The 23,929-nt window shown below is 67.6% G+C and carries 22 protein-coding genes, 1 tRNA gene and 3 pseudogenes; 11 read left to right on the top strand and 15 right to left on the bottom strand.

The genetic code is table 11. The features are described 5' to 3' along the window. Together A5775_RS12045 and A5775_RS24830 are read right to left on the bottom strand one after the other, a co-directional pair. Positions 1 to 216 (bottom strand): annotated as a pseudogene (locus tag A5775_RS12045) (MCE-family protein MCE1A); the annotation flags it as partial. A 358-nt stretch (positions 217 to 574) separates the two neighbouring features. Then, positions 575 to 782, bottom strand: a pseudogene (locus A5775_RS24830) (MCE-family protein MCE1A); the annotation flags it as partial. 58 nt (positions 783 to 840) lie between these two features. Between A5775_RS24830 and A5775_RS24835 the strand changes: the two are divergent. The 3 genes and pseudogenes from A5775_RS24835 to A5775_RS12055 all read left to right on the top strand — a co-directional run. Beyond that, positions 841 to 978: pseudogene (locus A5775_RS24835) on the top strand (MCE family protein); the annotation flags it as partial. A 79-nt stretch (positions 979 to 1,057) separates the two neighbouring features. Beyond that, positions 1,058 to 1,594, top strand: coding sequence for a hypothetical protein (locus A5775_RS12050; RefSeq protein WP_067252264.1), 537 nt, complete (start codon positions 1,058 to 1,060; stop codon positions 1,592 to 1,594). Between the two features lie 23 nt (positions 1,595 to 1,617). Next, positions 1,618 to 2,106, top strand: a complete 489-nt coding sequence (locus tag A5775_RS12055) for a glutathione peroxidase (protein ID WP_067252267.1) — start codon at positions 1,618 to 1,620, stop codon at positions 2,104 to 2,106. Positions 2,107 to 2,134: 28 nt separating this feature from the next. On the opposite strand, the gene A5775_RS12060 is transcribed toward A5775_RS12055, so the two are convergent. Together A5775_RS12060 and A5775_RS12065 are read right to left on the bottom strand one after the other, a co-directional pair. Next, complete coding sequence (locus A5775_RS12060) at positions 2,135 to 2,932, bottom strand: RsiV family protein (RefSeq protein ID WP_067252270.1); 798 nt, start codon at positions 2,930 to 2,932, stop codon at positions 2,135 to 2,137. 371 nt (positions 2,933 to 3,303) lie between these two features. Then, entirely contained in the window at positions 3,304 to 4,095 is a 792-nt protein-coding gene (locus A5775_RS12065) for a helix-turn-helix domain-containing protein (protein WP_067252272.1), read from the bottom strand. Between the two features lie 84 nt (positions 4,096 to 4,179). Between A5775_RS12065 and A5775_RS12070 the strand changes: the two genes are divergently transcribed. The 3 genes from A5775_RS12070 to A5775_RS12080 all read left to right on the top strand — a co-directional run bounded on the left by A5775_RS12070 (position 4,180) and on the right by A5775_RS12080 (position 6,285). Beyond that, positions 4,180 to 5,130 carry an LLM class flavin-dependent oxidoreductase gene (locus A5775_RS12070; protein ID WP_082952986.1) on the top strand — a complete coding sequence of 317 codons (951 nt, stop codon included), beginning with the start codon at positions 4,180 to 4,182 and terminating at the stop codon, positions 5,128 to 5,130. Then, positions 5,127 to 5,795: a maleylpyruvate isomerase family mycothiol-dependent enzyme gene (locus tag A5775_RS12075; RefSeq protein WP_231995164.1), complete on the top strand. Its 669-nt coding sequence runs from the start codon at positions 5,127 to 5,129 to the stop codon at positions 5,793 to 5,795. The genes A5775_RS12070 and A5775_RS12075 overlap by 4 nt, the downstream gene beginning before the upstream one ends. Before the next feature lie 79 nt (positions 5,796 to 5,874). Then, positions 5,875 to 6,285, top strand: coding sequence for a PaaI family thioesterase (locus A5775_RS12080; protein ID WP_067252280.1), 411 nt, complete (start codon positions 5,875 to 5,877; stop codon positions 6,283 to 6,285). Positions 6,286 to 6,669: 384 nt separating this feature from the next. Here the strand turns inward: A5775_RS12080 and A5775_RS12090 are convergent. The 4 genes from A5775_RS12090 to A5775_RS12105 all read right to left on the bottom strand — a co-directional run bounded on the left by A5775_RS12090 (position 6,670) and on the right by A5775_RS12105 (position 8,753). Continuing rightward, positions 6,670 to 6,746: transfer RNA gene (locus A5775_RS12090), tRNA-Met, on the bottom strand. 84 nt (positions 6,747 to 6,830) lie between these two features. Further along, positions 6,831 to 7,367 carry a cupin domain-containing protein gene (locus A5775_RS12095; protein WP_067252285.1) on the bottom strand — a complete coding sequence of 179 codons (537 nt, stop codon included), beginning with the start codon at positions 7,365 to 7,367 and terminating at the stop codon, positions 6,831 to 6,833. Between the two features lie 17 nt (positions 7,368 to 7,384). Beyond that, positions 7,385 to 8,083 carry a nitroreductase family protein gene (locus A5775_RS12100; protein ID WP_067252287.1) on the bottom strand — a complete coding sequence of 233 codons (699 nt, stop codon included), beginning with the start codon at positions 8,081 to 8,083 and terminating at the stop codon, positions 7,385 to 7,387. Between the two features lie 19 nt (positions 8,084 to 8,102). Beyond that, positions 8,103 to 8,753, bottom strand: coding sequence for an HD domain-containing protein (locus A5775_RS12105; RefSeq protein ID WP_067252290.1), 651 nt, complete (start codon positions 8,751 to 8,753; stop codon positions 8,103 to 8,105). A gap of 101 nt (positions 8,754 to 8,854) precedes the next feature. On the opposite strand from A5775_RS12105, the gene A5775_RS12110 reads away from it, so the two are divergent. Further along, positions 8,855 to 9,835 (top strand): GlxA family transcriptional regulator, encoded by a 981-nt coding sequence (locus A5775_RS12110; protein ID WP_197512529.1) that lies wholly within the window; start codon positions 8,855 to 8,857, stop codon positions 9,833 to 9,835. Positions 9,836 to 9,838: 3 nt separating this feature from the next. Here A5775_RS12110 and A5775_RS12115 read toward each other — a convergent pair whose 3' ends face one another. Together A5775_RS12115 and A5775_RS12120 are read right to left on the bottom strand one after the other, a co-directional pair. Beyond that, positions 9,839 to 12,820, bottom strand: a complete 2,982-nt coding sequence (locus A5775_RS12115) for a UPF0182 family protein (RefSeq protein WP_067252292.1) — start codon at positions 12,818 to 12,820, stop codon at positions 9,839 to 9,841. 74 nt (positions 12,821 to 12,894) lie between these two features. Beyond that, positions 12,895 to 13,917 carry a PDZ domain-containing protein gene (locus tag A5775_RS12120; protein WP_067252294.1) on the bottom strand — a complete coding sequence of 341 codons (1,023 nt, stop codon included), beginning with the start codon at positions 13,915 to 13,917 and terminating at the stop codon, positions 12,895 to 12,897. A 105-nt stretch (positions 13,918 to 14,022) separates the two neighbouring features. Here A5775_RS12120 and A5775_RS12125 point away from each other — a divergent pair, with 105 nt between their 5' ends. The 3 genes from A5775_RS12125 (at position 14,023) to A5775_RS12135 (ending at position 17,757) form a co-directional block, all read left to right on the top strand. Continuing rightward, a complete protein-coding gene (locus tag A5775_RS12125; RefSeq protein WP_197512531.1) occupies positions 14,023 to 15,432 on the top strand; it encodes a zinc-dependent metalloprotease in 1,410 nt (469 codons plus the stop codon). 87 nt (positions 15,433 to 15,519) lie between these two features. Further along, positions 15,520 to 16,335 (top strand): cyclodehydratase, encoded by an 816-nt coding sequence (locus A5775_RS12130; RefSeq protein ID WP_197512533.1) that lies wholly within the window; start codon positions 15,520 to 15,522, stop codon positions 16,333 to 16,335. 78 nt (positions 16,336 to 16,413) lie between these two features. After that, positions 16,414 to 17,757: an AarF/ABC1/UbiB kinase family protein gene (locus tag A5775_RS12135; protein ID WP_067252318.1), complete on the top strand. Its 1,344-nt coding sequence runs from the start codon at positions 16,414 to 16,416 to the stop codon at positions 17,755 to 17,757. 82 nt (positions 17,758 to 17,839) lie between these two features. On the opposite strand, the gene A5775_RS12140 is transcribed toward A5775_RS12135, so the two are convergent. Beyond that, entirely contained in the window at positions 17,840 to 18,094 is a 255-nt protein-coding gene (locus A5775_RS12140; protein ID WP_067252302.1) for a WhiB family transcriptional regulator, read from the bottom strand. A 430-nt stretch (positions 18,095 to 18,524) separates the two neighbouring features. Then, positions 18,525 to 20,624, bottom strand: coding sequence for an ATP-dependent DNA helicase UvrD2 (locus A5775_RS12145; RefSeq protein WP_197512535.1), 2,100 nt, complete (start codon positions 20,622 to 20,624; stop codon positions 18,525 to 18,527). 160 nt (positions 20,625 to 20,784) lie between these two features. Between A5775_RS12145 and mrx1 the strand changes: the two genes are divergently transcribed. After that, the gene (mrx1, locus tag A5775_RS12150) at positions 20,785 to 21,045 is read left to right on the top strand and encodes a mycoredoxin Mrx1 (RefSeq protein WP_067252306.1); all 261 of its coding nucleotides are present in this window, start codon (positions 20,785 to 20,787) and stop codon (positions 21,043 to 21,045) included. Positions 21,046 to 21,066: 21 nt separating this feature from the next. Here mrx1 and nudC read toward each other — a convergent pair whose 3' ends face one another. From nudC to A5775_RS12165, 3 genes are all read right to left on the bottom strand, one after another. Continuing rightward, positions 21,067 to 21,999, bottom strand: a complete 933-nt coding sequence (gene nudC / locus A5775_RS12155; RefSeq protein WP_067252308.1) for an NAD(+) diphosphatase — start codon at positions 21,997 to 21,999, stop codon at positions 21,067 to 21,069. Then, positions 21,999 to 23,069 (bottom strand): TrkA family potassium uptake protein, encoded by a 1,071-nt coding sequence (locus A5775_RS12160; protein WP_067252310.1) that lies wholly within the window; start codon positions 23,067 to 23,069, stop codon positions 21,999 to 22,001. The genes nudC and A5775_RS12160 overlap by 1 nt, the downstream gene beginning before the upstream one ends. 48 nt (positions 23,070 to 23,117) lie before the next feature. Then, on the bottom strand, positions 23,118 to 23,929 hold an 812-nt coding region (locus tag A5775_RS12165; RefSeq protein WP_231995165.1), incomplete at its 5' end, for a PD-(D/E)XK nuclease family protein.

The following is a 23,929-nucleotide window of genomic DNA, read 5'->3' on the forward strand; positions in this document are numbered from 1 at the left end:
ACCGATCTCCACCCCGTTATAAGTCACCTTCGACCCCGGATCCATCACCAACCCGGCCCGCGACGCCACCATGGTCAACTCGACCTTGGGCGTGAAACCGCCTCGGAACTGGACATACACCAGAGTGAAGATCACCGCGAGCACCACCACGACGGCGAGGGTGATCCACTTATACGGCGGGACCCGCGGGTCGTTGATCTGAACGGGTGAGCCCATGGCGCTACACCACGAGCCCGAAGATGGGCCGGGATTCCCCGCGTGGCGGCAGCCAGGTATGCGGTCGGTTATTCAGGTAACCCACCGTCACCGCTGCCCCTCACGTCGGTGCCGCAGCCGGCGCTGCGGCAAATCGCTCCCCCGACTCACTGGCCCGTTACCAGGGGTTCTGTACACATATGCAATATCGAAGACTCGTGCAATGTACCGCGATGCGCTGACACGAACAAAGCAATACAGAAATAACCGGCCGCGCGGGGCGGCACGCGAATGATGCCGGCACGCGAATGATGGTTTCTGGCAACTCTTTCGCGTGCTACGGGTTGATGGTGTTGTCGCCGACATGACGGCCCCAGACCTACTCGATCGCATACGGCGATCCGGTGTCCAGGTGGTTGTAGGGCGCGAGGCTGTCACCGGTGTCCATCACCAATTCGGGGGCGGGCCACAGATCACGCCTGATCGGCTGCCAGCAACCCGGGACGCCCCCGGGGCCGCCGCGCGCGTTCACCCGGGGCAGGTTCTCGGGCCAGATGTAGGTTGGGCGCGCCGCCGCCCACCCCTGGCGTTGGCTCTGGCCATGGGGGCGCGATACGCCACTGCGCCGGCGGCGCGTGGCGCAGGGTGAACGCGAAAGCGATTTTGGATGGTGTGGATCCGCAGATACCGCAGGCGCGCAAGGATATTCAGCGGTCGGCGGTGTTGGGGGATACGTACGCGGATGCGTCGCCGGATCTGTTCGACTTTTTGAACAACGCGGTACATCCGCTACATCGGCAGCGGACATTGGACGGGTCCGCTGCCGGGTCTACGCTCGGATAGCGGTAAGGAAAGGTGCGCAATGCTGGCAGCGTTCGGATTCGAATCCCTGGGCGTCGTCGTCGGGGACATGTATTTCGTCGACCCGTCCCCGCTCGAGGGTCAGGCAACCCCGGAGCGGGGAGTCAGACTGGAACTGCGCGTCGTCGACCGGGCCGAACCCCAGGGCTCGATCTACGCCGGCGTCCCGATCGCCTTTAACCGCCCGGTATGGCGGGTGGACCTTTTCGGATCCACGCAGAGCCCGCCGGGCACCCTGGACCGGGCCCATCACCACCCGCGTTTCGACGGCTGGGAGCCCGGCCGCCGGCACTTCGTGCCCGAGCTGTCGGCCGACCCGGTGTCCTGGCTCGCCGAGCAGCTGGCCGACCCGGACGCCGTCCTGGCCCGGGCGGGCGTCGACGCCGATGAGGTCAGCGAAGCCGACAAGAAGGGACTTGCCGCGGCGGCCCCGGAGATCGTCGCGGCGGTGCAGCGGTTGCTCGACGGCGTGCGGGACGGAGAGCTGGCACCGGCGCCCGCCGAGCCGGTCGCCGCCGCCCGCACCGGCTGGCTCTAGATCGTTGCGTTAGCGTCATCGGCGTGACCCTCAAAGACATCGCCCTGCTCACCCTCGACGGCCGGCCGACCACGCTGGCCGAATTGTCCGACGGCGCAACGCTCGTCGTCAACGTGGCCTCCAAATGTGGACTGACTCCGCAGTACACGGCGCTGGAAAAGCTCGCCAAGGACTATGGCGGCCGCGGCCTGACCGTCGTCGGCGTCCCCTGCAACCAGTTCATGGGCCAGGAACCGGGCACGGCCGATGAGATCCAGGAGTTCTGCTCGACGACCTACGGGGTGACGTTCCCGCTGCTGGCGAAGACCGACGTCAACGGCGATGACCGCCACCCGCTGTACGCCGAGCTGACCCAAGCCGCCGATTCCGACGGCACCGCCGGAGACATCCAGTGGAACTTCGAGAAGTTCCTCCTCGCCCCCGACGGTGCGGTGGTGCAGCGCTTCCGGCCCCGCACCGAACCCGACGCCCCCGAGGTCATCAGCGCCATCGAGGCCGTGCTGCCGCGGTAGACACGGGCTTTCCCACCCCGTGCGCTCGCTAAGCGAGCATCGGGTCGATCGCGGAGCGCGGTACCAACACCTGAGTGGGACCTGCCGCGTCGGGCAGCATATGACCTTGGTCGAAAAAGAAGATCACACCGTCGTTCGTGACGGCGAAATTCTGATAGTTCGCCGGGTCGTAGGCGGCGGCCGGCGCGATGGTCACCGGCGGTGCCGTCGGTGTCGGGTTCGCCGGCGGTGCAGTCGGCGGCTGGTTGGTCGGCGGTGCGGTCTGCGGCTGGTTGGCCGGCGGGGCGGTCTGCTTCTGCAGCTCGCTCTGCACGATTGGCGCGACGGTCTGCAGCGGGTCGTCGACGCGCCACAACGGCGTGTTGTTCTTATCGTCTGACGCCGCGGTCCACACAATCGCCTTGCGATAGGTCTGGTCCCAGTTGAACGACTTGAACGTCGTCTGGGGGTGTCCGGTGCCGATGTTCTCGACGACCTTGAACACCACGGCCTCGGTGCCGCGCGGCGGTATCGCCGATCCGTAGTTCGTCGACGAAATAGTCAGCTGGTAGGGCTGATCGCGGGGTGCGGAGGATTTGGCGACATTGAGGAAATCGTCGCGCTCCTTGGCAATGAACTCGGCCACGGACTTCTCGTCGGGGTAGTTGACCGGGAAGCTGATGTCGAGGTTGTAGCCGGGGTCGGCCATCTGGATCCGGCACGCCTGGCCGGTGTTGGCGCCCTTGAGTTCGGCGCAGTAGTCCTTGGGAGGCGCGGCAGCGGCGACGCCGGCAGAGCCGAAGAGCACGAGGGCCGTGGCAAACGATGCCACCGTGAAGCTGCGCATGTTGGTCTCCTCTGGACAACTCGCGGTACCGATGCGACGGATGGAGGTAAAGATAAGCCATCGCGCCACCGGCCATGATTGCCGGACTTCCTGAGAGGGCTTATCAGCTCACGGCGCCCGATGAGAAACACGGGTTGAGAACCGATCCGACGGACTCGCATAAACGGATGTCCGGAGACATCATGCTTGGGCCTCCCCCAGCTGCGCTCGTCGCATCGCGGACCGTCATCGCCTGTTGGGACGGGCCCGAGCTCGTCGAACTCGAGCGTCTGAACCTCAACCACCCAGCTCTTGTCGCTCGGCCGGGTGTCCACGCGCTGCGTGGGTTGTGCGCCGTTGAGTTGATTCAGTCGAGCTTCACCGCGGTGTCTTCAGTGAGGCCGGCCGACGTGGTGGCGGGAGAGGATTGCGGCGGTCTGCGGGTCGGCGGGCAAAAACGCTTCCAGACGCAGCTCCGACACGGTGACATCCAGCGCCGTGGCGAACGCCGCGATCGTCGCGATCAGCCGCACGTCACCGTCGGGTAAGCGCAGGTGCAGCGGCACCGCGAAGCCCAGCGACTCGGCCGGCCGGCCGCCCCGCGCCGGCAGGCCATAGCCCTCGAGTTCCTCAATCAGCGCATCGATTCGCGGGTGCGGGCCACGTTCGCGTAAGCCCTGCAGAATGTGGCGCCGCCAGTCGTCGAGGTTCACGATGCGCGAAGCCATGCCGTCGGGATGTAACGCGACGCGCAACACGTTGATCGGCGGCTGCAGCAGCCACCCCGCCACCCCGTCGGTCAGCAGCCCGAATGCGCTGTTGGCGGCGACCAACTCGCCGAAGCCGTCCATGACCATAGCCGGATACGGTAGGTGGCCGTCGAGAACATGTTGAAGCGCTTCGCGCACGGGTTCGAGCAGCGGCGCGTCCGGCGGTGACTCCGGATGCGACGGCGCGAAGCCCGCCGCCGACAGCAGCGTATTGCGTTGCCGCAGCGTCAGCTGCAGCGAGTCGGCCAGCCGGCCGACGATGTCACGCCCCGGCACCGATCGACCTTGCTCCAAGAAGCTCAGGTGCCGTTGGGTGGTGCCGGCGTCATTGGCCAGGTCGATCTGGCTGAGTCGGCGCCGATTGCGCCATTCGCGCAGCGCCGTTCCGAACTCGCCCTGCACTGCAGTGGACATGGGAACAGTCAACCCATTCGGGACGCTGGCCGCTATTCCCTGCGGGGAATTGCCGCTCAGCCGCGCCGGCGACACCATCGCGGTATGACTCGGACAATGCGCCTTGGTGTGATGCCACCGCTTGACGCCGAACCGTGGGCCGGCGCCGATCTGCGCCGGCTGCTCGATTTCGCCCGGGCCGTCGAGGATCTGGGGTTCGACTCGCTGTGGGCCAACGACTCGTTGACGGGGCCCCGGATCGAGACGTTGGCGTTTCTGTCGGCCGCGGCCGCGGTCACCGACCGGATCACCCTGGGCAGCGCCGCCTTACAGCCAGTGCTGCGCCGGCCGGTGCAGACCGCGCACGTTCTGGCCTCCATCGACCACCTGTCGCAGGGGCGATTGGCGGTGGCGGTCGGCGCGGGCTTTCCGGGATTGTCCCAGGCGGAATACGCGGTCTCGGAGGTGCCGTGGACGCGACGGTTCGCGCGCCTCGACGACACCGTCGCACTGTGGCGCCAGCTCTGGAACACCAAAGATCCCAGCTCATTTCACGGGGCCGTGTTGCATCTCGATGACATCCCCGCCGGTATCGGGCCATTCAATGCGTCCGTCCCGCCGGTATGGCTGGCCGGCGACACCCCAGGTGCTCGGGCCCGCGCCGGCCGGATGTACGACGGGTGGCTCCCGTATCCACCTACGCCGCAAGGCTATCGGTCGGGTCTGGACGAGGTACGCGCCGCCGCCCGGGGCGCCGGCCGCGGTGCCGACGCCGTCATCCCTGCGTTGTTTGTCACGGTGCTGGTAACAGAGGCTACCGACGGCGGCCGGGCCGCGCTGGATCACTTCACCACCAACACATATGGATTCGGCATCGATATCGTCGAACAGATCCAGACCTTCGCCGCGGGAACACCCGACGTTGTCACCGCCCGGCTGGCGAGCTTCGTCGACGCCGGGGCTCGGCACATAGTCTGCCGCCTAGGCATCCTCGGTCCTGACGGGTTCGTCGAGCAGCTGCATCGGCTGCGGACCGTCAAAGAGGCACTGCGATGACTATGTCGATCGTGCGCCCGGGCCCCGATCGTGACCAGACCATGGCGGGTCTTCTGCATCAGTACGATGCATTCACCGAACTTATTGGCGCACTTGACTATTCGCAGTGGACCCACCAAACTCGCTGCACCGGCTGGCAAGTGCGCGACGTCGCCGGCCATGTGGTGGGCCTGGCAGTAGACCTGGTCAGCGGCGCGATCGGCACCCGCACACCCGATGAGCAGGCCACCGCCCTGCGCGGCGAATCCCCCGCCGCACTCGCCGCAAGGCTGCACACCGCAATGGATTCGGTGACGCGACTTGCGACGGTGTTCGACGACGCGCTTTGGTCAGCACCAAGCCCGGCGCCCGGGCTCACCATCGGCCAGGGCATGCAAGCGCTGCTGCAGGACGCCTACGTGCACGGCGACGACATCGCCGCCGCATTGGGCCTGCCCTTCGATGCCGGGCCGGGCCTGCACGCCAGTCTCGACTTCGTCCTCGGCGCGCTGCTGCGCGATGACACCGCCGCCACCGAACCGGCCGTCGCGCGGTTGCTGGCCGTTCCCGCCGATCACTTCGGCGAGAAAACCGGAATCGCGGCGCACGATTTCCTGCTCGCCGCGACCGGCCGAGGTGATCCGGCGCGTCTGGGGCTACCCGACCTGATCAACATCTTCCGATGAAGCGCGAGCGTTCCGCCGATGGGCCCGCTCGTGCCCACCAGCCCCAACCACGACTAACGCACGGGTGAAAGCTGAAAGGATGAACGCATCAGATCGGGCCGCCGACATTCCCCACGTCCCGTTCGCTGACACGCTGGACATCAGCGTCGCAGAGCTGACCGCCGAGCAAGTGACCGCCACGATGGCCTGGGCCGAGCATTTGTGCACCGCGGGCGGCATTCTGCACGGCGGCGCGCTCATGGCCTTCGCCGACACAGTGGGCGCCCTATGCGCCGTCGCCAACCTGCCGGCGGGCGCGGGCACCTCCACCATTGAGTCGAAGACCAACTTCTTCCGCGCGGTGCGTGGCGGCATCGTGACCGCGACGTGCAATCCCTTGCACGTCGGCCGCAGCACAATCGTCGTGCAGACGACATTGAGAGATGATCACGGCAAATGGGTCGCTCAGGTCACCCAAACCCAGGCCGTGTTGGGCGAGAAAAAGGTTTGATGGCGGATTTCGCACGCCTGGCGCGGCGCCAACCCGCGAAGACCTGACCGAGCTGCTCGGCTGAGCGCAGGATCACGCTCGATTTCGATTTCGCTTAGTCGACGATGATTCCGCCGGTTCGCGACGGTGCCGGTCATGGCGGCGGCGCGATCGGAGGCGACGAACGCGGCCGCTTCGGCAAGCTCCACCAAGGCGGTCGCCGGTTTGCGATGGATCATTACGCGGTTCGCGCGGAATGCGCGCCCACCTCTCCTGGCGTCGTTGCGTTGCGCCGAAGCGTTCCCCATCCGTTCCCGACAGACTATTAGCTTCGCGAATGTTCCCAAAAGTGTTCCCGTCGGGAATGAAAACGGCCCCCGGAGATTTCCCGGGGGCCGTTTTACCTGGTAGCGGGGACAGGATTCGAACCTGCGACCTCTGGGTTATGAGCCCAGCGAGCTACCGAGCTGCTCCACCCCGCGTTGGTGAATGCCAGGTTACCGAACCGGTGTCACGGCGACCAAATCGCGCGCTCAGCGGGGTGAGCGGCCTCGTTCAAGCCTCGTTCAGTGTGACGGCGGGTTCAGCCCGTAGCGCTGCGCGATGTCGTCCATCCACTCCGGTGACCCGTAGGTCAGTCCGTACTTGTCGGCGAGTTCCCCGAACTCGGGCAACTCGTGCAGCGGACGGCCGACCGGGTCGTCGGCGTGGTCGAGGAGCAGCTCACCGAGTTCGCGGAAATAATTCTCGAACCCGCCCGGGGTGATGATCTCGACGATGCGCCCCGGCTCGCTGCCGGCGTTCCACATCGCGTGCATCTGCCCGCGAGGCTTGGTGATGTAACCACCGGGCCCGAGGACGACTTCGCTGTCGTCGGAGCGAAAGCCGATCTCGCCCGTCAGCACGATCGAATGCTCGTCCTCGCGGGTGTGCCGGTGCGCCGCGGTGAGCAAGCCGACCTCGAACGGGTGCTCGACGATGGACACCTCGCCGCCGTTGGTCTTGCCGGACAGCTTGAAGACAGCTCCAAAGCCAGGCAGGGCAACGTAATCGCCTTCCCCGGGCTGCACCACCGTGACCCCGATTTCGTTCGCGTCGCTCATCTGACATTCCTCCTTCTTCAGAACCCCACCGCGGTCGCCGTGTCGTTCTGGGCAGGCCACAGCGGCTGCGGCACTTCGACACCGAAGGGCTTGTCCCAGCCGTTTCGGGATGAAACCTCGTGCACGGGACGCCGATTGGCCGCGACACCCCATTTGCCCCGCGGGTAGCCGAGAGCCAGCATCGCCGACATCGTCCAGCCCTCTTCGATGGGCACGCCCAGTAACTCGTTCACCCGGTCCTCGAAGTTGCGGAGCACCATCGTCATGACACCGCCGACGCCCTCGGCACGCGCGGCGAGCAACGCGCTCCAGATCGCCGGGAAGATGTTGGCGCCACCGAGGTCGTCGATCGCGAAGACGAAGAGCAACAACGGAACTTCTTCGAAATGGTCGGCCAGGTAATCCCCCGAGCCCTTGATTCGGCGCATCGTCGCGGCGTGAGTGTCCGCGTCGGCGCCGGGCGCGGGCGCCACCATCGGTCCCGTCCCTGTCCCGAACTTCTCGTATTCGAGGGCGCGGGCCCTCCGGAACAGTCGGGCGAACTCACGTTTGAGTTCCGGATCGTCGACGGCGACGAAATGCCATCGTTGGGTGTTGGCTCCGTTGGGGGCGCGAACGGCCGCATCGAGGATGCGGGCCTGCGTGTTCAGCGGAATCGGATCCGGTCGCAGGCGCCGCATCATCCTGGTGGTGTAGAGCGCTTCGTGGATGTCCATCTGTCTACTCCCTTCCGGGCTATTCCGGCCAGCTGTTGTTGAGGATCTTGTCGACGAAGTCGACGGGCTCGAAGGTGTGATCGAAGTGCGCCAGGACGTCGGCGTTCATGGTGCCGGCCGTGGTCAGCGGGCGGTGCTTCATGCCGTCGTTGAACGCCGCCAGGATGCGGTTCTTGAAATCAGGGCGCGGGTGGGCGGCGGTCACCGCGGCGAGCGCTTCGGGAGACAACCGCTCGCGCCCGATGCCGACCACGTCGACCTCCACACCGGCCTGCAGCAGGGCGACTTCGGGCGCCAGGAACTCGGGCACACCGGGGGTGGTGTGCAGGGCGATGCCGAGCCACACCGTGTCGGCGTCCGCCTTATCGACGCCATGGGCCGTCAGGAAGGCCCGGGCGGCGTCGGCGCCGTCGACCTCGAAGCGCAGGGTGGAGCTGCGGTAGCGCTCGGTCAGGCCGAGGTCGTGGAACATCGCCGCGACGTAGAGCAGCTCCATGTTGGGCTGAATCCCGCGGCACAGGCCCTGCAGGGCGCCGAAAAAGAACACCCGCCGGGAATGGTTGAACAGCAACTCGTCCTCGGTGTCGCGAATGTATTCGGTGACCTCGCGCACCAGTGCGGTGTCGGGCACCTGGATGCCGGCGATGATGTCGATGGAGCTGGTGGTCATGGGCTCGTCTCCTTCTCCGGTGAGCGTCGTGATCAGTGTGCGACGGGCCGGACGATCCGACGCCGGTCGTTTGCGCCGTCAACTCCTCAGAAAGCGACACAATGGCGTACGTGGCCGAAGCCGGAAAGCATTCACGGATGGTGGTGATCGTCGTCTTCGACGGCGTGACGCTGCTCGACGTCGCGGGAGCGGGTGAAGTCTTCGTCGAAGCCAACCGGTTCGGCGCCGACTACCGGCTCAAGATCGCGTCGGTGGACGGCGGCGACGTGACGAGTTCGATCGGGACCCGATTGGGCGTCACCGACCGCATCTCGGCCATCGATTCCGCCGATACCGTCCTGGTCGCCGGCAGCGACAACCTGCCCGGGCGACCGATCGACCCCGCGCTCGTCGAGGCCGTCAGATCCGTCTCCGCACGGACCCGCCGGATGGCGTCCATTTGCACCGGCTCGTTCGTCCTCGCGCAGGCCGGCCTGCTCAGCGGCCGGCGCGCCACCACGCATTGGCACGACGCCCGGCGGTTGGCCCGGGCCTTTCGAGACGTCACCGTCGAGCCGGACGCGATCTTCGTCCGCGACGGCGACGTCTTCACCTCGGCCGGGATTTCCTCGGGCATCGACCTGGCGCTGGCGCTGGTCGAAATGGATTACGGGACCGAACTGGTCCGCGACGTCGCCCGGTGGCTGGTCGTCTATCTGAAGCGGGCCGGCGGGCAATCACAATTCTCGGTGCTGGTGGAGGCCGATCCCCCGCCGCAGTCGCCGCTGCGCGCGGTCACCGACGCGATCGCGGCCGACCCCGGTGCCGACTACAGCGTGAAAAAGCTTGCGGCCCTGGCATCGTTGAGCACCCGCCAGCTGACCCGGCTCTTTCAATCCGAGCTCGGCATGACTCCGGCGCGCTACGTCGAAATGGTTCGAGTCGACTTCGCCCGTAACGCACTGGAAGCCGGCCGGTCCGTCACCGAGACCGCCGGCATGGCCGGCTTCGGCAGCATCGAAACGCTGCGACGCGCATTCGTCAACCACCTGGGCATCAGCCCGAAGGCCTATCGGGATAGGTTCCGAACGGCCTACGCCTGAAAGCTATTTGGTGTTGTTGTACTTCGTGATCGCGTCGTCCAACCGCTGCAGCGCCGCGCCGTAGCCGGCAAAATCGCCCTTCTTCTGCGCGTCCTTCGCCGCACCGATCGCCACCTGGATCTCCTGCAGCACAGCGGCTTTGGCCGGCGACAGCGCTACCGATCCGTCCGGAACCGGCGGGACGGCCGCGGGGGGCGGGGACCCGGGTGTCGCGGCCGGTGCCGGTGCGTTGGCCGGCGGACTCGCCGCGGGCGTGCCCGCCTCGGTGGGCTGAATCCCCGTTGCCGCCGCGCCCGCACCGGGCCCGAACAGCCCGGTGAGCGCGTCGCGCACGGTCGGGCCGTACCCGATCTTGTCGTTGTACATCATCGCCACCCGGATCAACCGCGGGTAGGACGACGCCGCGTCACTGGCCCCCGGTGAGGCGTACACGGGTTCGACGTAGAGCAACCCGCCCTGCCCCACCGGCAACGTGAGCAGGTTGCCCCACCGGATCCGGTTCTGGTTGTCGCGCCCGATCACGCCGAGGTCCTGGGACACCGCCGGGTCGGTCGTGATCGCGTTGTTGGCCAGCTTCGGCCCGTTGACCTGACCCGGGATGGTCAGCACAGTGATCCGCCCATAGGTCGCGGGATCGGAGCTGGCGCTGATATAGGCGGCCAGGTAGTCGCGCTTGAACCGGTTCATCGCGCTCGTCAACTGATACGACGACGAATTGTCGTTCTTCGCAATGTTTTTCGCGACGATGTAATAGGGCGGCTGATAGCTGCTGGCCGTCGGGTTGGGGTCCAGCGGCACGTCCCAGAAGTCCGACGTGGAGAAGAACGTCACCGGATCGTTGACGTGATACTTCGCCAGCAGCATCCGTTGCACCTTGAACAGGTCCTCGGGATAGCGCAGGTGCTCGGCCAGCTCGGGGCTGATGTCGCTCTTGGGCTTGACGGTTCCCGGGAACACCCGCATCCACGCCTTGAGCACCGGATCCTGTTCGTCTTGCTGATACAGGCTCACGGTGCCGTCATAGGCGTCCACGGTCGCCTTCACCGAGTTGCGGATGTAGGAAACCCGCTTGTCGGGGGCGAGCCTGTTGAACGCCACCTCGTTGGAGTCCGCGGTCGCCGACTCCAGCGACGTGAGTTCGGAATACGGGTAGTTGTCCAGCGTGGTGTAACCGTCGATGATCCACACGAGTCTCTTGTTGACGATCGCCGGGTACACGGAGCTGTCAGTGGTCAGCCACGGCGCCACCGCCTCCACCCGCCGCGCCGGGTCGCGGTTGAACAGGATCTTGCTGTTCGAGCCGATCACGTTGGAAAACAGGAAGTTCCGTTCGGCGAACTTGGCGGCGAACACGCTGCGCGACAGCCAGTCGCCGAGGGGGACGCCGCCAAGACCGGTGTAGGTGTAGTTCTTGGTTTCGTTGCTGGTCTCGTAGTCGTATTCGCGGTCGGTGCCGTTACGCCCGACGATCGCGTAGTCCGCCGACGTGTTGGAGATGACCGGCCCGTAGTAGACGCGCGGCTGGTCGAGCGGCGCCGGACCGTCCGACACCACGTTGCCGTTGGCGCCGACGACGTTGACCAGAAACTCGGGGTAGCCGCCGTTTTGGTTGGGGTCGTTGGCGATTCCGCGCACCGTGTTGGCCGGCGACGCGATGAACCCGTTGCCGTGGGTGTAGACCGAGTGCCGGTTGATCCAGTCACGCTGGTTGTCGATCAGCCGGTCGGGGTTGAGTTCGCGAGCCGCCACCACGTAGTCCCGCAGCGACCCGTTGCGGTCCAGGTATCGGTCGATGGAGAGCTGGTCGGGGAAGTAGTAGAAGTTCTTACCCTGCTGGAACTGGGTGAAAGCCGGGCTGACGATGGTCGGGTCGAGCAGCCGGATGTTGGAGGTGGTCGCGCGGTCGTCGGCGACTTGCTGGGCGGTGGCCTGCGCGTCGCCGCTGTAGTTGCGATAGGTCACCTCGTCCGCAGTCAGGCCATAGGCTTTCCGAGTCGCAGCGATACTGCGGCTGATGTATTCGCTTTCCTTCTGTGCGGCATTGGGTTTGACGCTGATCTGCTCGACGATCAACGGCCAGCCGGCGCCCACGATCAACGACGACAGCAGCAGCAGGACCAAGCCGATCGCGGGAATCCGCAAGTCCCGCAGGACGACCGCGGAGAACACCGCGGCCGCGCAGATGAGCGCGATCGCCATCAGGATCAGCTTCGCCGGCAGCACGGCGTTGATGTCGGTGTATCCGGCCCCGGTGAAGGGCTTGCCGCCGCGAGTGTGCGACAACAGCTCGTAGCGGTCCACCCAATAGGCGACCGCCTTGAGCAACACCAGCAGCCCGACCACGGTGACCAGCTGGATCCGCGCCGAGCGGCTCAGCACGCCGGTGCGGCCGGACAGCCGAATGCCGCCAAAGACGTAGTGCGCCAATACGTTGGCCACGAACGCCAAAAACACCGCCACAAACAGGTAGCTGAGCAGCAGCCGGTAGAACGGCAACTCGAACGCGTAGAAGCCGAGGTCCTTGCCGAACTGCGGGTCCTTGACGCCGAAGTCTCCGCCGTGCAGGAACAGTTGGATCCGGACCCAATAGCTTTGCGCGATGATGCCGGCCAGCAGGCCGATCGCCACCGGGACGCCGGCGCTGACCAGGCGCAGCCGGGAAAGGACCAGGGCGCGGTACCGCGCCACCGGGTCGTTGTCGTTGCTCGGCACGAACACCGGGCGGGTGCGGTAGGCCACCGCAAGCCCGGCGAACACGATGCCGCCCACCAGCAGCGCGGCGATCACAAAGACCACGAACCGGGTGACGAGGACGGTGGAAAACACCGAGCGGTAGCCGAGCTCGCCGAACCACAGCCAGTCGACGTAGGCGTCGATCAGCCGCGGACCTGCCAGCAGTAAAGCGATCACACCCAGTGCGATCAGGATCAAAATTCGGCTACGCCGGGTCAGCTTCGGCATTCTTGCGGTGGGCCGCATCCCCACTGGCTACGCTCCCTGATCGATTGCTAGACGGTGACAACTCTACGCACTGCGACAACCGGCGATCCCGCGCTTGCCTAGCAACTCGGCGGCTGCCCGCCGGACGTGATCGCGTGCAGCGCATCTACTGCCTGGCCGAGCGTCTCGACCTTGACCAACCGCAGGCCGGACGGATTGTCCGCACTGGCCTCGTAACAGTTCTTCGCCGGCACCAGAAACACCGTGGCCCCGGCCGTGTGCGCGGCGACCATCTTGTGGGTGATGCCGCCGATCTGGCCGACCTTGCCGTCGGCGGAAATGGTTCCCGTCCCCGCGATGAAGTTCGACCCCGCCAGGCCCCCGGTGGTCAACTTGTCGACCACCGCCAGGCTGAACATCAGCCCGGCGGACGGCCCGCCGATGTTGGCGAGATTGAAGTCCACGACGAACGGCGCCCACGGCGCATCGAGCACCGCGACGCCCAGGTAGCCGTAGTCACGGTCCTTATTGGCACCGAGCGTGATCTGCGTCACACCGGCGGGTTCGTTCTTGCGCCGGAAGTCGATCGTCACGGTCTGACCGGGTTTGGTGTTCTTCAGCAGGCCGGTGAATGTGTCGACGGTGGCGACCGGGGTGCCGTTGACCGCGTCGATCGCGTCGCCGGCCTTCAGCTTGCCCGCCGAGGGACCGGGCTCGGGGACCTTCGCCACCGTGACCGCCGACGGGTACTTCAGATAGCCCAGGGCCGCGTAGGCGGCGCTGTCCTCGGATTGCCGGAAGTCCGCGTTGTTGGCCTTGTCCACTTCCTCCCGCGACTTGCCGGGCGGGTAGATGAGATCGCGCGGCACCAGCTGCTCCTGGTCCGACAGCCAGAGCGTCAGCGCCTCCCCCAGCGTCAGATCATCGCGCTGGGACACCGTTGTCATGTTCAGGTGGCCGGTGGTCGGGTGGGTCAGGGTGCCCTGGATCGCCACCACCTGCTTGCCGTCGACCTCGCCGAGCGTGTCGAAGGTGGGGCCGGGACCCAGCGACACGAACGGCACCGTCACCACCGCCAGCAACACGCCGAACACCACGATCGGCACCAGCGCGACCATCAAGGTCAGGATGCGCCTGTTCACGCCGAATACACTAGACGGAACACGCGGCCCGTCATTCGGCCGCAAGGTTCGGCTACCAGGTTCAGCTACAAGCTGACCCGCCGTCGCGCGCCTTCCGATACGACGGTGAGTACCGTTGGGGTCATGGCTGACCTGCCGTTCGGGTTCTCCCATGGGGAGGATCCCGACAAACCCGGGAAGAAAGATCCCGATTCGGGCTCGAACCCGTCCGACCCGTTCGCCGCGTTCGGCATGGGCGGTGACTTCGGCATGGGCGACCTGGGGCAGATCTTCACCCAGCTGGGTCAGATGTTCAGCAGCGCGGGCACCGCCGGACCCGGCGGAACGGCTTCGGGGCCGGTCAATTACGAGTTGGCGCGGCGCGTTGCGTCGAATTCGATCGGCTTCGTGGCGCCGGTGCCGGATACGACGAACTCGGCGATCGCCGACGCGGTGCATCTGGCCGAAACCTGGCTGGACGGGGCGACCGCCCTGCCCGCGGGCACCGCCAAGGCGGTGGGCTGGACCCCGTCCGACTGGGTCGACAACACCCTGGAGACGTGGAAGCGGCTGTGTGACCCGATGGCCCAACAGATCTCGACGGTGTGGGCCGCGGCGCTACCCGAGGAAGCCAAGAGCATGGCCGGCCCGCTGCTGCAGATGATGTCGCAGATGGGCGGCATGGCGTTCGGCTCGCAGCTCGGGCAGGCGTTGGGCCGGCTGTCCCGCGAGGTGCTGACCTCGACCGACATCGGTTTACCGTTGGGGCCCAAGGGAATTGCGGCGATCATGCCCGACGCCGTCGAATCGTTCACCACCGGACTCGAGCGTCCCCGCAGCGAGATCCTGACCTTCCTGGCCGCGCGCGAGGCCGCCCACCACCGGCTGTTCAGCCACGTCCCCTGGCTGTCGAGCCAGCTGCTGGGCGCGGTCGAGGCCTACGCGATGGGCATGCAGATCGACATGTCCGGGATCGAGGAGCTGGCCCGCGACTTCAATCCGGCGTCGCTGTCGGATCCGGCGGCGATCGAAAACCTGTTGGGGCAGGGTGTTTTCGAGCCCAAAGCCACTCCGGCGCAGACGCAGGCGCTGGAGCGCCTGGAGACGCTGCTCGCCCTGATCGAAGGGTGGGTGCAGGTGGTGGTGGCCGCCGCCCTGGGCGACCGGATTCCCGGTGCGGCCGCGCTCGGCGAGACGCTGCGCCGCCGCCGGGCCAGCGGCGGCCCGGCCGAACAGACCTTCGCGACGCTGGTCGGGCTGGAGCTGCGGCCCCGCAAGATGCGGGAAGCCGCCGCGTTCTGGGAGCGCCTGACGCAGGCCGCCGGCATGGACACCCGCGACGACATCTGGCAACACCCCGACCTGCTGCCCGACGCCGAGGACCTCGACGAGCCGGCCGGTTTCATCGACCGGGTCATCGGCGGCGACACCAGCGGCATCGACGAGGCGATCGCCAAACTCGAGCGCGAGGGCCCGGGCGAAGACGCCCCCGACGCCGCGGACCCCGGTTCCCCCGACGGCCCTGTGGACAACTGACCGAGGCCATCGCCTCCGGCGTGCCACAGTGGCGCGGTGACTCAGCCCTGCCAGGCGGCGCTGTCCACCTATGCGCTGGACCCGGCGATGCCGGTACTGCTGCGGCCCGACGGCGCGGTCCAGATCGGCTGGGATCCCCGCCGCGCGGTGCTGGTGCGCCCCCCGAGCGGCTTGAGAGCCGCCGAGCTGGCCACGCTGTTGCGGTCCATGTGGTCCCCGACCCCGCTGCCCGAGCTACGGCGACAGGCGCTCGACCGCGGCTTGACCGATGCCGACGGCCTGCAAAACCTGGTCGCCCAGTTGGTCGGCGCCGGGGTAGCGACCGAATGCGGGCGACCGCGCGGCCGGGCCCCGTCGGTGCGCGTCCACGGGCGCGGGCCGCTCTCGGAGCTGCTCATGGAGTCGTTGCGCTGCTCGGGCGCCCGGATTGCGCACAGCAGCCAACCCCACGCCGCGGTCTCGGCCAACGACGTCGACCTGGTGGTGCTGTCGGACTACCTGATCGCCGACCCGCGCATGGTGCGCGATCTGCATGACCAGGGCGTCGCGCACCTGTTGGTGCGGGTGCGTGACGGCATCGGGCTGGTGGGTCCGCTGGTGATTCCCGGCGTGACCAGCTGCCTAGCGTGCGCCGACCTGCACCGCAGGGACCGCGACGCGGCGTGGCCGGCGATCTGTGCGCAGCTGCGGGAAACCGTCGGCGTCGCCGACCGGGCCACCGTGCTGGCGACCGCGGCGCTGGCGCTTTCGCAGGTGAACCGGGTGATTGCGGCCGTGCGCGGGCAGGAGGCGGCGTCGCATCCCGAGCCGCCCCAGACACTGAACGCGACCCTGGAATTCGATCTGCACGCGGGCGCGATCGTCGCCCGGCAGTGGGACAAACACCCGTTGTGCGCCTGCTGACGCGGGTGCGCCCCGGCCCGCGCTCCCGGAATGTGACAACGAGCGTTGTCGACTTCTCTCCACATCGCGTTGGCCATCATGGATGATGGGTACGTGGCAGACATCAAACGGGGCCGGGCTGCGCGTAACGCCAAGCTGGCCAGCATCCCGGTCGGCTTTGCCGGTCGGGCAGCGCTCGGATTCGGTAAACGGCTCACGGGTAAGTCCAGGGACGAGGTCCAGGCCGAGCTTCTGGAGAAGGCCGCCCACCAATTGTTCACCGTCTTGGGTGAGCTCAAGGGGGGCGCGATGAAGGTGGGCCAGGCGCTGTCGGTGCTGGAGGCCGCGATTCCCGAGGAATTCGGTGAGCCGTACCGCGAGGCGTTGACCAAGCTGCAAAAGGATGCCCCGCCGCTGCCCGCGGCCAAGGTACACCGGGTGCTCGACGCCCAACTGGGCACCAAGTGGCGGGAGCGGTTCAGTTCGTTCGACGACACCCCGGTGGCGTCGGCCAGCATCGGCCAGGTGCACAAGGGCGTCTGGTCGGACGGCCGCGAGGTGGCGGTCAAGATCCAGTACCCCGGAGCCGACGAGGCGCTACGGGCCGACCTCAAAACCATGCAGCGCCTGGTCGGGGTGTTCAAGCAACTCGCGCCGGGCGCCGACATCCAAGGCGTGGTCGACGAGCTGATCTCGCGCACGGAGATGGAACTGGACTACCGGCTGGAAGCCGAGAACCAGCGCGCCTTCGCCAAGGCGTATCACGACCACCCGCACTTCGCGGTGCCGCGAATCGTGGCCAGCGCACCGAAAGTGGTGATCCAGGAGTGGATGCAAGGCATCCCGATGGCCGAGATCATCCGCCACGGCACCGCCGAACAGCGCGACCTGGTCGGCACCCGGCTGCTCGAGCTCACCTTCGACGCGCCGCGCCGGCTGGAGATGCTGCACGGCGACGCCCATCCGGGCAACTTCATGCTGCTTCCCGACGGCCGCATGGGCGTGATCGACTTCGGCGCCGTCGCGCCACTACCCGGCGGCTTGCCGATCGAGCTCGGGATGAGCATCCGGCTCGCCCGCGACAAGAACTACGACCTGCTGTTGCCAACGATGGAGAAGGCCGGGTTCATCCAGAAGGGCCAGCAGGTGTCGGTGCGCGACATCGACGACATGCTGCGCCAGTACGTCGAACCGGTCGAGGTCGAGGTCTTCCACTACACCCGCAAGTGGCTGCAGAAGATGTCCGCCATCGAGATCGATCGGTCGGTATCGCAGATCCGGACGGCCCGGCAGATGGACCTGCCGCCCAAGCTGGTGATCCCGATGCGGGTGATCATGTCGGTGGCCGCGATCCTGTGTCAGCTGGATGCCCACGTGCCGATCAAGGCGCTGTCCGAAGAGCTGGTGCCCGGGTTCGCCGAACCCGACAACGCGGTCGTCTAGTCCACGCGGTCGTCACGTTCACGAGAGTGCAACTACCGACGCCCGTACTCGGGAAACGCGTCGGCAGTTGCACTTTCGCGTCTTAGGCGGCCTGCTTGCGGGGACGTCCGCGTGGTCGTTTGAAGCTCAGGACCGAGCCGCGGTCAAAGATTTCGCCGCCCCACACACCCCAGGGTTCGGCCCGCTCCAACGCGGCCGCCAGGCATTGGCGGCGCACCGGGCAATCGATGCACAATGACTTGGCGCGCTCGAGATCGGCCGGGGCTTCGGCGAACCAGAGATCGGGATCGCCGACGTGACACGGCAGGTCCGGCCTGGGGGCTGTCGGTGCCGACATGTCCTACCACCTACTTCCTGGTCTGGGCTTGCTGTCCTTGGCAGTGATCCGGACCAGGTCGAAAGGTTGTCGACCCGACAACTATGGCCACGGATCCTTGACTTCGGGTCCGTGGCCATCTGGGTGAAAACCGGGGCTAGTACTTATGTTGCCTTCGGTGGGCCCCCGACTCCTGCGGACGCGTCGGTCGCGGCGGCGGCGCGATGCTTACGCGCGGCCGCCGACACGGCGGCGTGTGCGGCATGGGAGGTACCCGCGGACAGGACAGGGCTGGTCGCGCAGGCCACGCCTACACCGAACGCGTCGTTGATCATCGTGGCCACCCTCCTTCTTCCCTAATGCCCGCTTCGTTAGTGCCGAGTCGCGGTATCGAGGGTAAACGGTCACCGTCGCCGACCACAACCGATTTTCTGATCTGCGGGTTCACCGGTCAGCGACCGCGCACCAGCTCCAGCACGTCGGGACCGTACTGCTCCAGCTTGCGCGCGCCGATCCCGGGAATCGCGATCAGCGCCTCCTCGTCGTCGGGCCGCAGTTCGGCGATGGCGATCAGCGTGTTGTCGGTGAAGACGACGTAGGCGGGCACCTTCTGCTCCTTGGCGATTTCCAGCCGCCACGCCTTGAGCCGCAGCAACAGGTCCTCGTCGATGTCGGCGGCACACGTCTCGCAGCGGCGCAGCATGACGGCCGCCGGAGTGGTCAGGTTGTTGTTGCAGATCCGGCAGCGGGTCACGGTGGCCCGGCTGCGCCGAGACTTGTTCGGCCCGGGCTCGGCCCGCGCCTGAGGTGCGATGCCGTTGAGGAACCGCGACGGCTTGCGGCCCTGACGCCCGCCCGGGCTGCGGGCCAACGCCCAGCTGAGCGCCAAATGCATTCGGGCCCTGGTGATTCCGACGTAAAGCAGGCGGCGCTCCTCCTCGACCGCCTCGCTTTCGGCGCCGTGTGCCAGCGCGTGCGAGATGGGTAGCGTGCCGTCGGCCAACCCGACCAGAAACACCGCATCCCACTCGAGTCCCTTGGCGGCGTGCAGTGACGCCAGTGCGACACCTTGCACCACCGGTGAGTGCCGGGCGTCGGCGCGCATCCGAAGCTCGGCCAGCAGCCCCGGGAATTCCAGCTGTGGGCGTTGCGCCACTTCGTCATCCACCAGTTCGGCCAGCGCGCTCAAGGCTTCCCAGCGCTCGCGGGCGCGGGTGCCGACCGGTTCTTGGGCCGTCAGCCCCAGGGGTTCCAGCACCCCGCGCACCACGTCGGGCAGGGGTCCTTCGGCACCGCGCTCGGCGGCACGCTGCAACGCCAGCAGGGCCTGTTTGATCTCCTGACGGTTGAAAAATCCCTCACCGCCGCGGATTTGGTAGGCGATGCCCGCCTCGGTCAACGCTTCCTCGTAGATCTCCGACTGCGCGTTGACCCGGTACAGCACCGCGATCTCGGACGGCGGGGTGCCGGATTCGATGAGTCGTGCGATCGACTTCGCGACCGCGGCGGCCTCGGCCGGTTCGTCGGGATGCTCGTGGAAGGTCGGAGCGGGACCCGGTGCGCGCTGGCCCACCAGGTGCAGCTTGCTGCCGGCGACCCGGCCGCGCGCCGCGGCGATCACCTGGTTGGCCAGCGACACCACCTGGGGGGTGGAGCGGTAATCACGCTCCAGGCGCACGACGGTGGCGTCGGGGAAGCGGCGGGAGAAGTCGAGCAGGAACCGCGGCGACGCCCCGGTGAACGAGTAGATGGTCTGGTTGACATCGCCCACCACCGTCAGGTCGTCGCGGTCTCCCAACCAGGCCGACAGCACCCGCTGCTGCAGCGGCGTGACGTCCTGGTATTCGTCCACCACGAAGCAGCGGTAGCGGTCCCGGAACTCTTCGGCCACCGCGGGGTCGTTTTCGATCGCGGCCGCGGTGTGCAGCAGCAGGTCGTCGAAATCGAGCAGGGTGACGTGTTCGCCGCGGGCCTTGAGCGCCTCGTACGCGGCGTAGACGCCGGCGATCTGGGCGGCGTCCAGGGGGATGTCGCGCCCGGCGGCGGCCACCGCGGCCGGGTATTCCTCGGGGCCGATCAGCGACGCTTTGGCCCATTCGATCTCGCCGGCCAGGTCGCGCACGTCGTCGGTGCCGGCATTGAGCCGGGTGCGGCTGGCCGCCCGGGCCACGACGGCGAATTTGCTGTCCAGCAGCTGCCACCCGGTGTCGCCGACCACCCGCGGCCAGAAGTACCGCAGCTGCCGGTGGGCGGCGGCGTGAAAGGTCAGGGCCGAAACCGCGCCGACCGGCGATTCCGTGCCCGCCGCGGCGTCGATCGCGCGCAACCGGGAGCGCATCTGCCCCGCCGCCCGCTGGGTGAACGTGACCGCCAGCACCTGGCCGGCGGCGACGTGGCCGCAGGCGACGAGCTGGGCGATCCGGTGAGTGATCGTGCGGGTCTTGCCCGTTCCGGCGCCCGCCAGCACGCAGACCGGGCCGCGGGGAGCGAGCACGGCCTCGCGCTGTTCGTCGTCCAGCCCGGCTGTCAGTGGATCGGCGACCGTCGGCATGGCGTCCATCTTGGCTCCCCATACTGACAGAAGTCGCAGACACGCTTGATGTCGCGCATCCCGCTGCGCGGAATGCATCGTCGCCGGGCTACACCCAATCGCCCACTCCTGCGCATCCCGCTGCGCGGAATGCATCGTCGCCGGGCTACGTTAACCAGCTATGACGACGACCACTGCCCCGCTCACCGTCTACACGACCTCCTGGTGCGGCTACTGCCATCGGCTCATGACGGTGCTCAAGTCCAACGGAATTGCCTACGAGGCGGTCGACATCGAGCACGACGCGGCGGCCGCTGATTTCGTCAGCTCGGTCAACGGGGGCAACAGAACGGTCCCGACGGTGAAGTTCGCCGACGGATCGACGCTGACCAACCCGAGCGCGGCCCAGGTGAAGGCGAAACTGGCCGAAGCCGGCACCTGAGTCGCGGCCGCGGCGCCGGAGTCAGTCGATCGCGACCCAGGACTCGATGATCACTCGCGCGATCGAAATCGACCCGGGCAGTAAGAGTTTCGACTCCGAAGAACTTGACCAGTCCCCGGCCGCCAGCGCCTCGCGCACCTCATCGCGGGTGAACCACGCCGCCTCGGCGATCTCGCCGTCGTTGAACGAAAAATCCTGCGTCGGATCGCCGACGGCGTGGAAGCCGACCATCAGCGAGCGCGGGAACGGCCACGGCTGACTGCCCAGGTATCGCACATCGCGCACGGTCAGCCCGATCTCCTCGCGGATCTCGCGAGCCACACACACCTCGAAAGATTCACCGGCCTCGACGAACCCGGCCAACAGCGAGAACATCCGCTCGGGCCACACCGCCTGGCGGGCCAGCACCGCGCGGTCGCCGCCGTCGTGGACCAGGCAGATCACCGCCGGGTCGATGCGCGGGAACCCTTCGTGCCCGGTGATCGGGTTGACGCGTGACCACCCCCCTCGGGCTGGTCGCGTCGGTGAGCCGTCCACCGAGCTGAATCGCGCCTTCTCGTGCCAATTCAGCAGGGCGACGGCCGACGACATCAGCTGGCCGCTGGTGTCGTCGAAGATCGGGCCGAGGCTGCGCAGGTTCACCACCTCGGTGCGCGCGTCGGGATCCTCCGGGGCCTGCAGCGCGCCACGAACCGCCCATACGTGGCGGCCGTCCTCGAGGCACCCCAGAAACACCGCCTCCGACGGCGGCTTGTCGCCCAGTTCGGCGGCCGTGCCCAGCACCACCCGCCCGTTAGCGACCAGCACCTGATTGCGCGAGTCCACCCGCAGCAGCGCCGCGTCGGCCCAGCCGGCGGTGGCCGCTTCGACGTCGGTGCGCAGCTGATCGGCTCGGTCGGCGCCGACGCGCGACAGCAACGGAATGCTGCGCAGCCGAAAGTCCGCGATCGCCATCAATGCCCCACGCTTCGGATGTAGAGCAGCCGGTCATTGGCCTCGACGGCGTCCACCTCCGGGGCATCGATGCGCCACAGGTGGCCGTCGCGCACCACACCGAGCACGATGTCGCGCAAATGCCGGGGCGAACCGCCAACTTCGCTCTGCTCGACTTCCCGCTCGGCGATCGCCAGGCCGGCGTCCGGTGTCAGCAGGTCCTCGATTATCTCCACGACACTGGGCGTTGTGGTGGCAAGCCCCAGGAGCCGGCCGGCGGTCGCCGACGAGACCACCACCGAGTCCGCCCCCGACTGCTGCAGCAGGTGCTGGTTCTCGGTCTCCCGGATCGAGGCGACAATCTTGGCGTTGGGCGCGATCTCGCGCGCCGTCAGCGTCGCCAACACCGCTGTGTCGTCGCGGCTGGCGGCCACGATGATGGATGCGGCGTGCTGGGCCCCGGCCAGCCGCAGCACGTCGGCCTTGGTGGCGTCGCCGTGCACGGTGACGAGGCCGGCGCTCTCGGCGTGCTCGAGCGTGCTGCGATCGGTGTCGACGACGACGACCTCGGATTGGGTGGTCTCGTCGCCGAGGATGGCGGCGACCGCCGTTTTACCCTTGGTGCCGTAGCCGATCACGATGGTGTGGTTGCGCACTCTGCTCCTCCAACGCTGAATCTTCCACCCTTGGCGAGACCGCTCGGAGAGCACTTCGAGCGTGGTGCCGACCAGCACGGCCAGGAACGCGATCCGCAGTGCGGTGAAGATCAGGGTATGCACCAGACGCGCGGTTTCGGTGTACGGCGTGATGTCGCCGTACCCGGTGGTCGACAGCGAAACCGCGGAAAAATACACGCAGTCCAAAAAGGTCAGCGGCTCGTTGCGCACGTCGCGGAATCCGTCGCGGTCCAGGTAGACGATGACGGCCGCGCCGAACAGCACCACCAGGGCAATGGCCAGGCGACGCGTGATGACACGGATGGGGCTCGCGTGCTCTTCGGGGATGTGCACCACGCCGATCAACTGGTGACCGCGCTGGGCGGTGAGCGCTTCATCCAGACCGCTCAGCCTTCGCGACCTACCGTTGCCCACGGCGGCCCGTCATCGGCTTGACTTCAGCGCACCAGACACGCACGCGTCTTATGTAACCACGGGCGCAGCCTCCCCCATACTCGGGCGGCGCGGTTCACACCGGACACCGGCCGGATCGATCAGCAACCCGGCCACCTCGGCGGCGCTCGGCAGGTCATCGGGGACCACGGTGGTGCGGGCGCGCACGTAATAGAAGGCGGTACGCACCGACGATTCCGGGACTCCGGCCAGCGCCGCCCACGCCATCCGGTACACCGCAAGCTGGACCGCGGCCTGGTGCAGCGCCTCCGGGCCGTGCGGCGGTTCACCGGTCTTCCAGTCCACCACGGTGGCGCCGCCATCGGGATCGGCGAACACCGCGTCGATGCGGCCGCGGACCAGGGTGTCACCGATCGGCATCTCGAACGGCACCTCGATGGCGACAGGAGTCCTTGCAGCCCAGGGCGATTCGGTGAAGCAGGTTTGCAGCGCCGCCAGTTCGGCACTGTCGCCGATGTCGGAGTCGGCCGCGCCCGGCAGATCGCCGAGCTCGAAAAGGCATTCGACGCCATAAAATTTCTGGACCCAGGCATGAAACGCGTTGCCCAGCAACGCGTGCGGGTCCGGGCGCGACGGCAGCCGATGCCTCAGCCGCTGCGCGGTGCCCGCCGGGTCGCGCGCCAGGCCGACCAGGGAGCTGACCGACAACTGTCCGGGCAGCTCCCTGACCGGCGGCTCGGTCAGTCGCGCCCGTTCGGCCAGTAACGCGTCGACCGCGGGGGCCCCCCCCGCGCCCGGGCCCCCCCCCCCCCGGCGCGCCCGGCCCCCCCCGGCGCCCCCCCCCCCCCCCCGGCGCCCCCCCCGCCCCCCCCCCACCATCC

It is taken from the genome of Mycobacterium sp. 852002-10029_SCH5224772, assembly GCF_001667315.1.
Taxonomy (GTDB): Bacteria; Actinomycetota; Actinomycetes; order Mycobacteriales; family Mycobacteriaceae; genus Mycobacterium.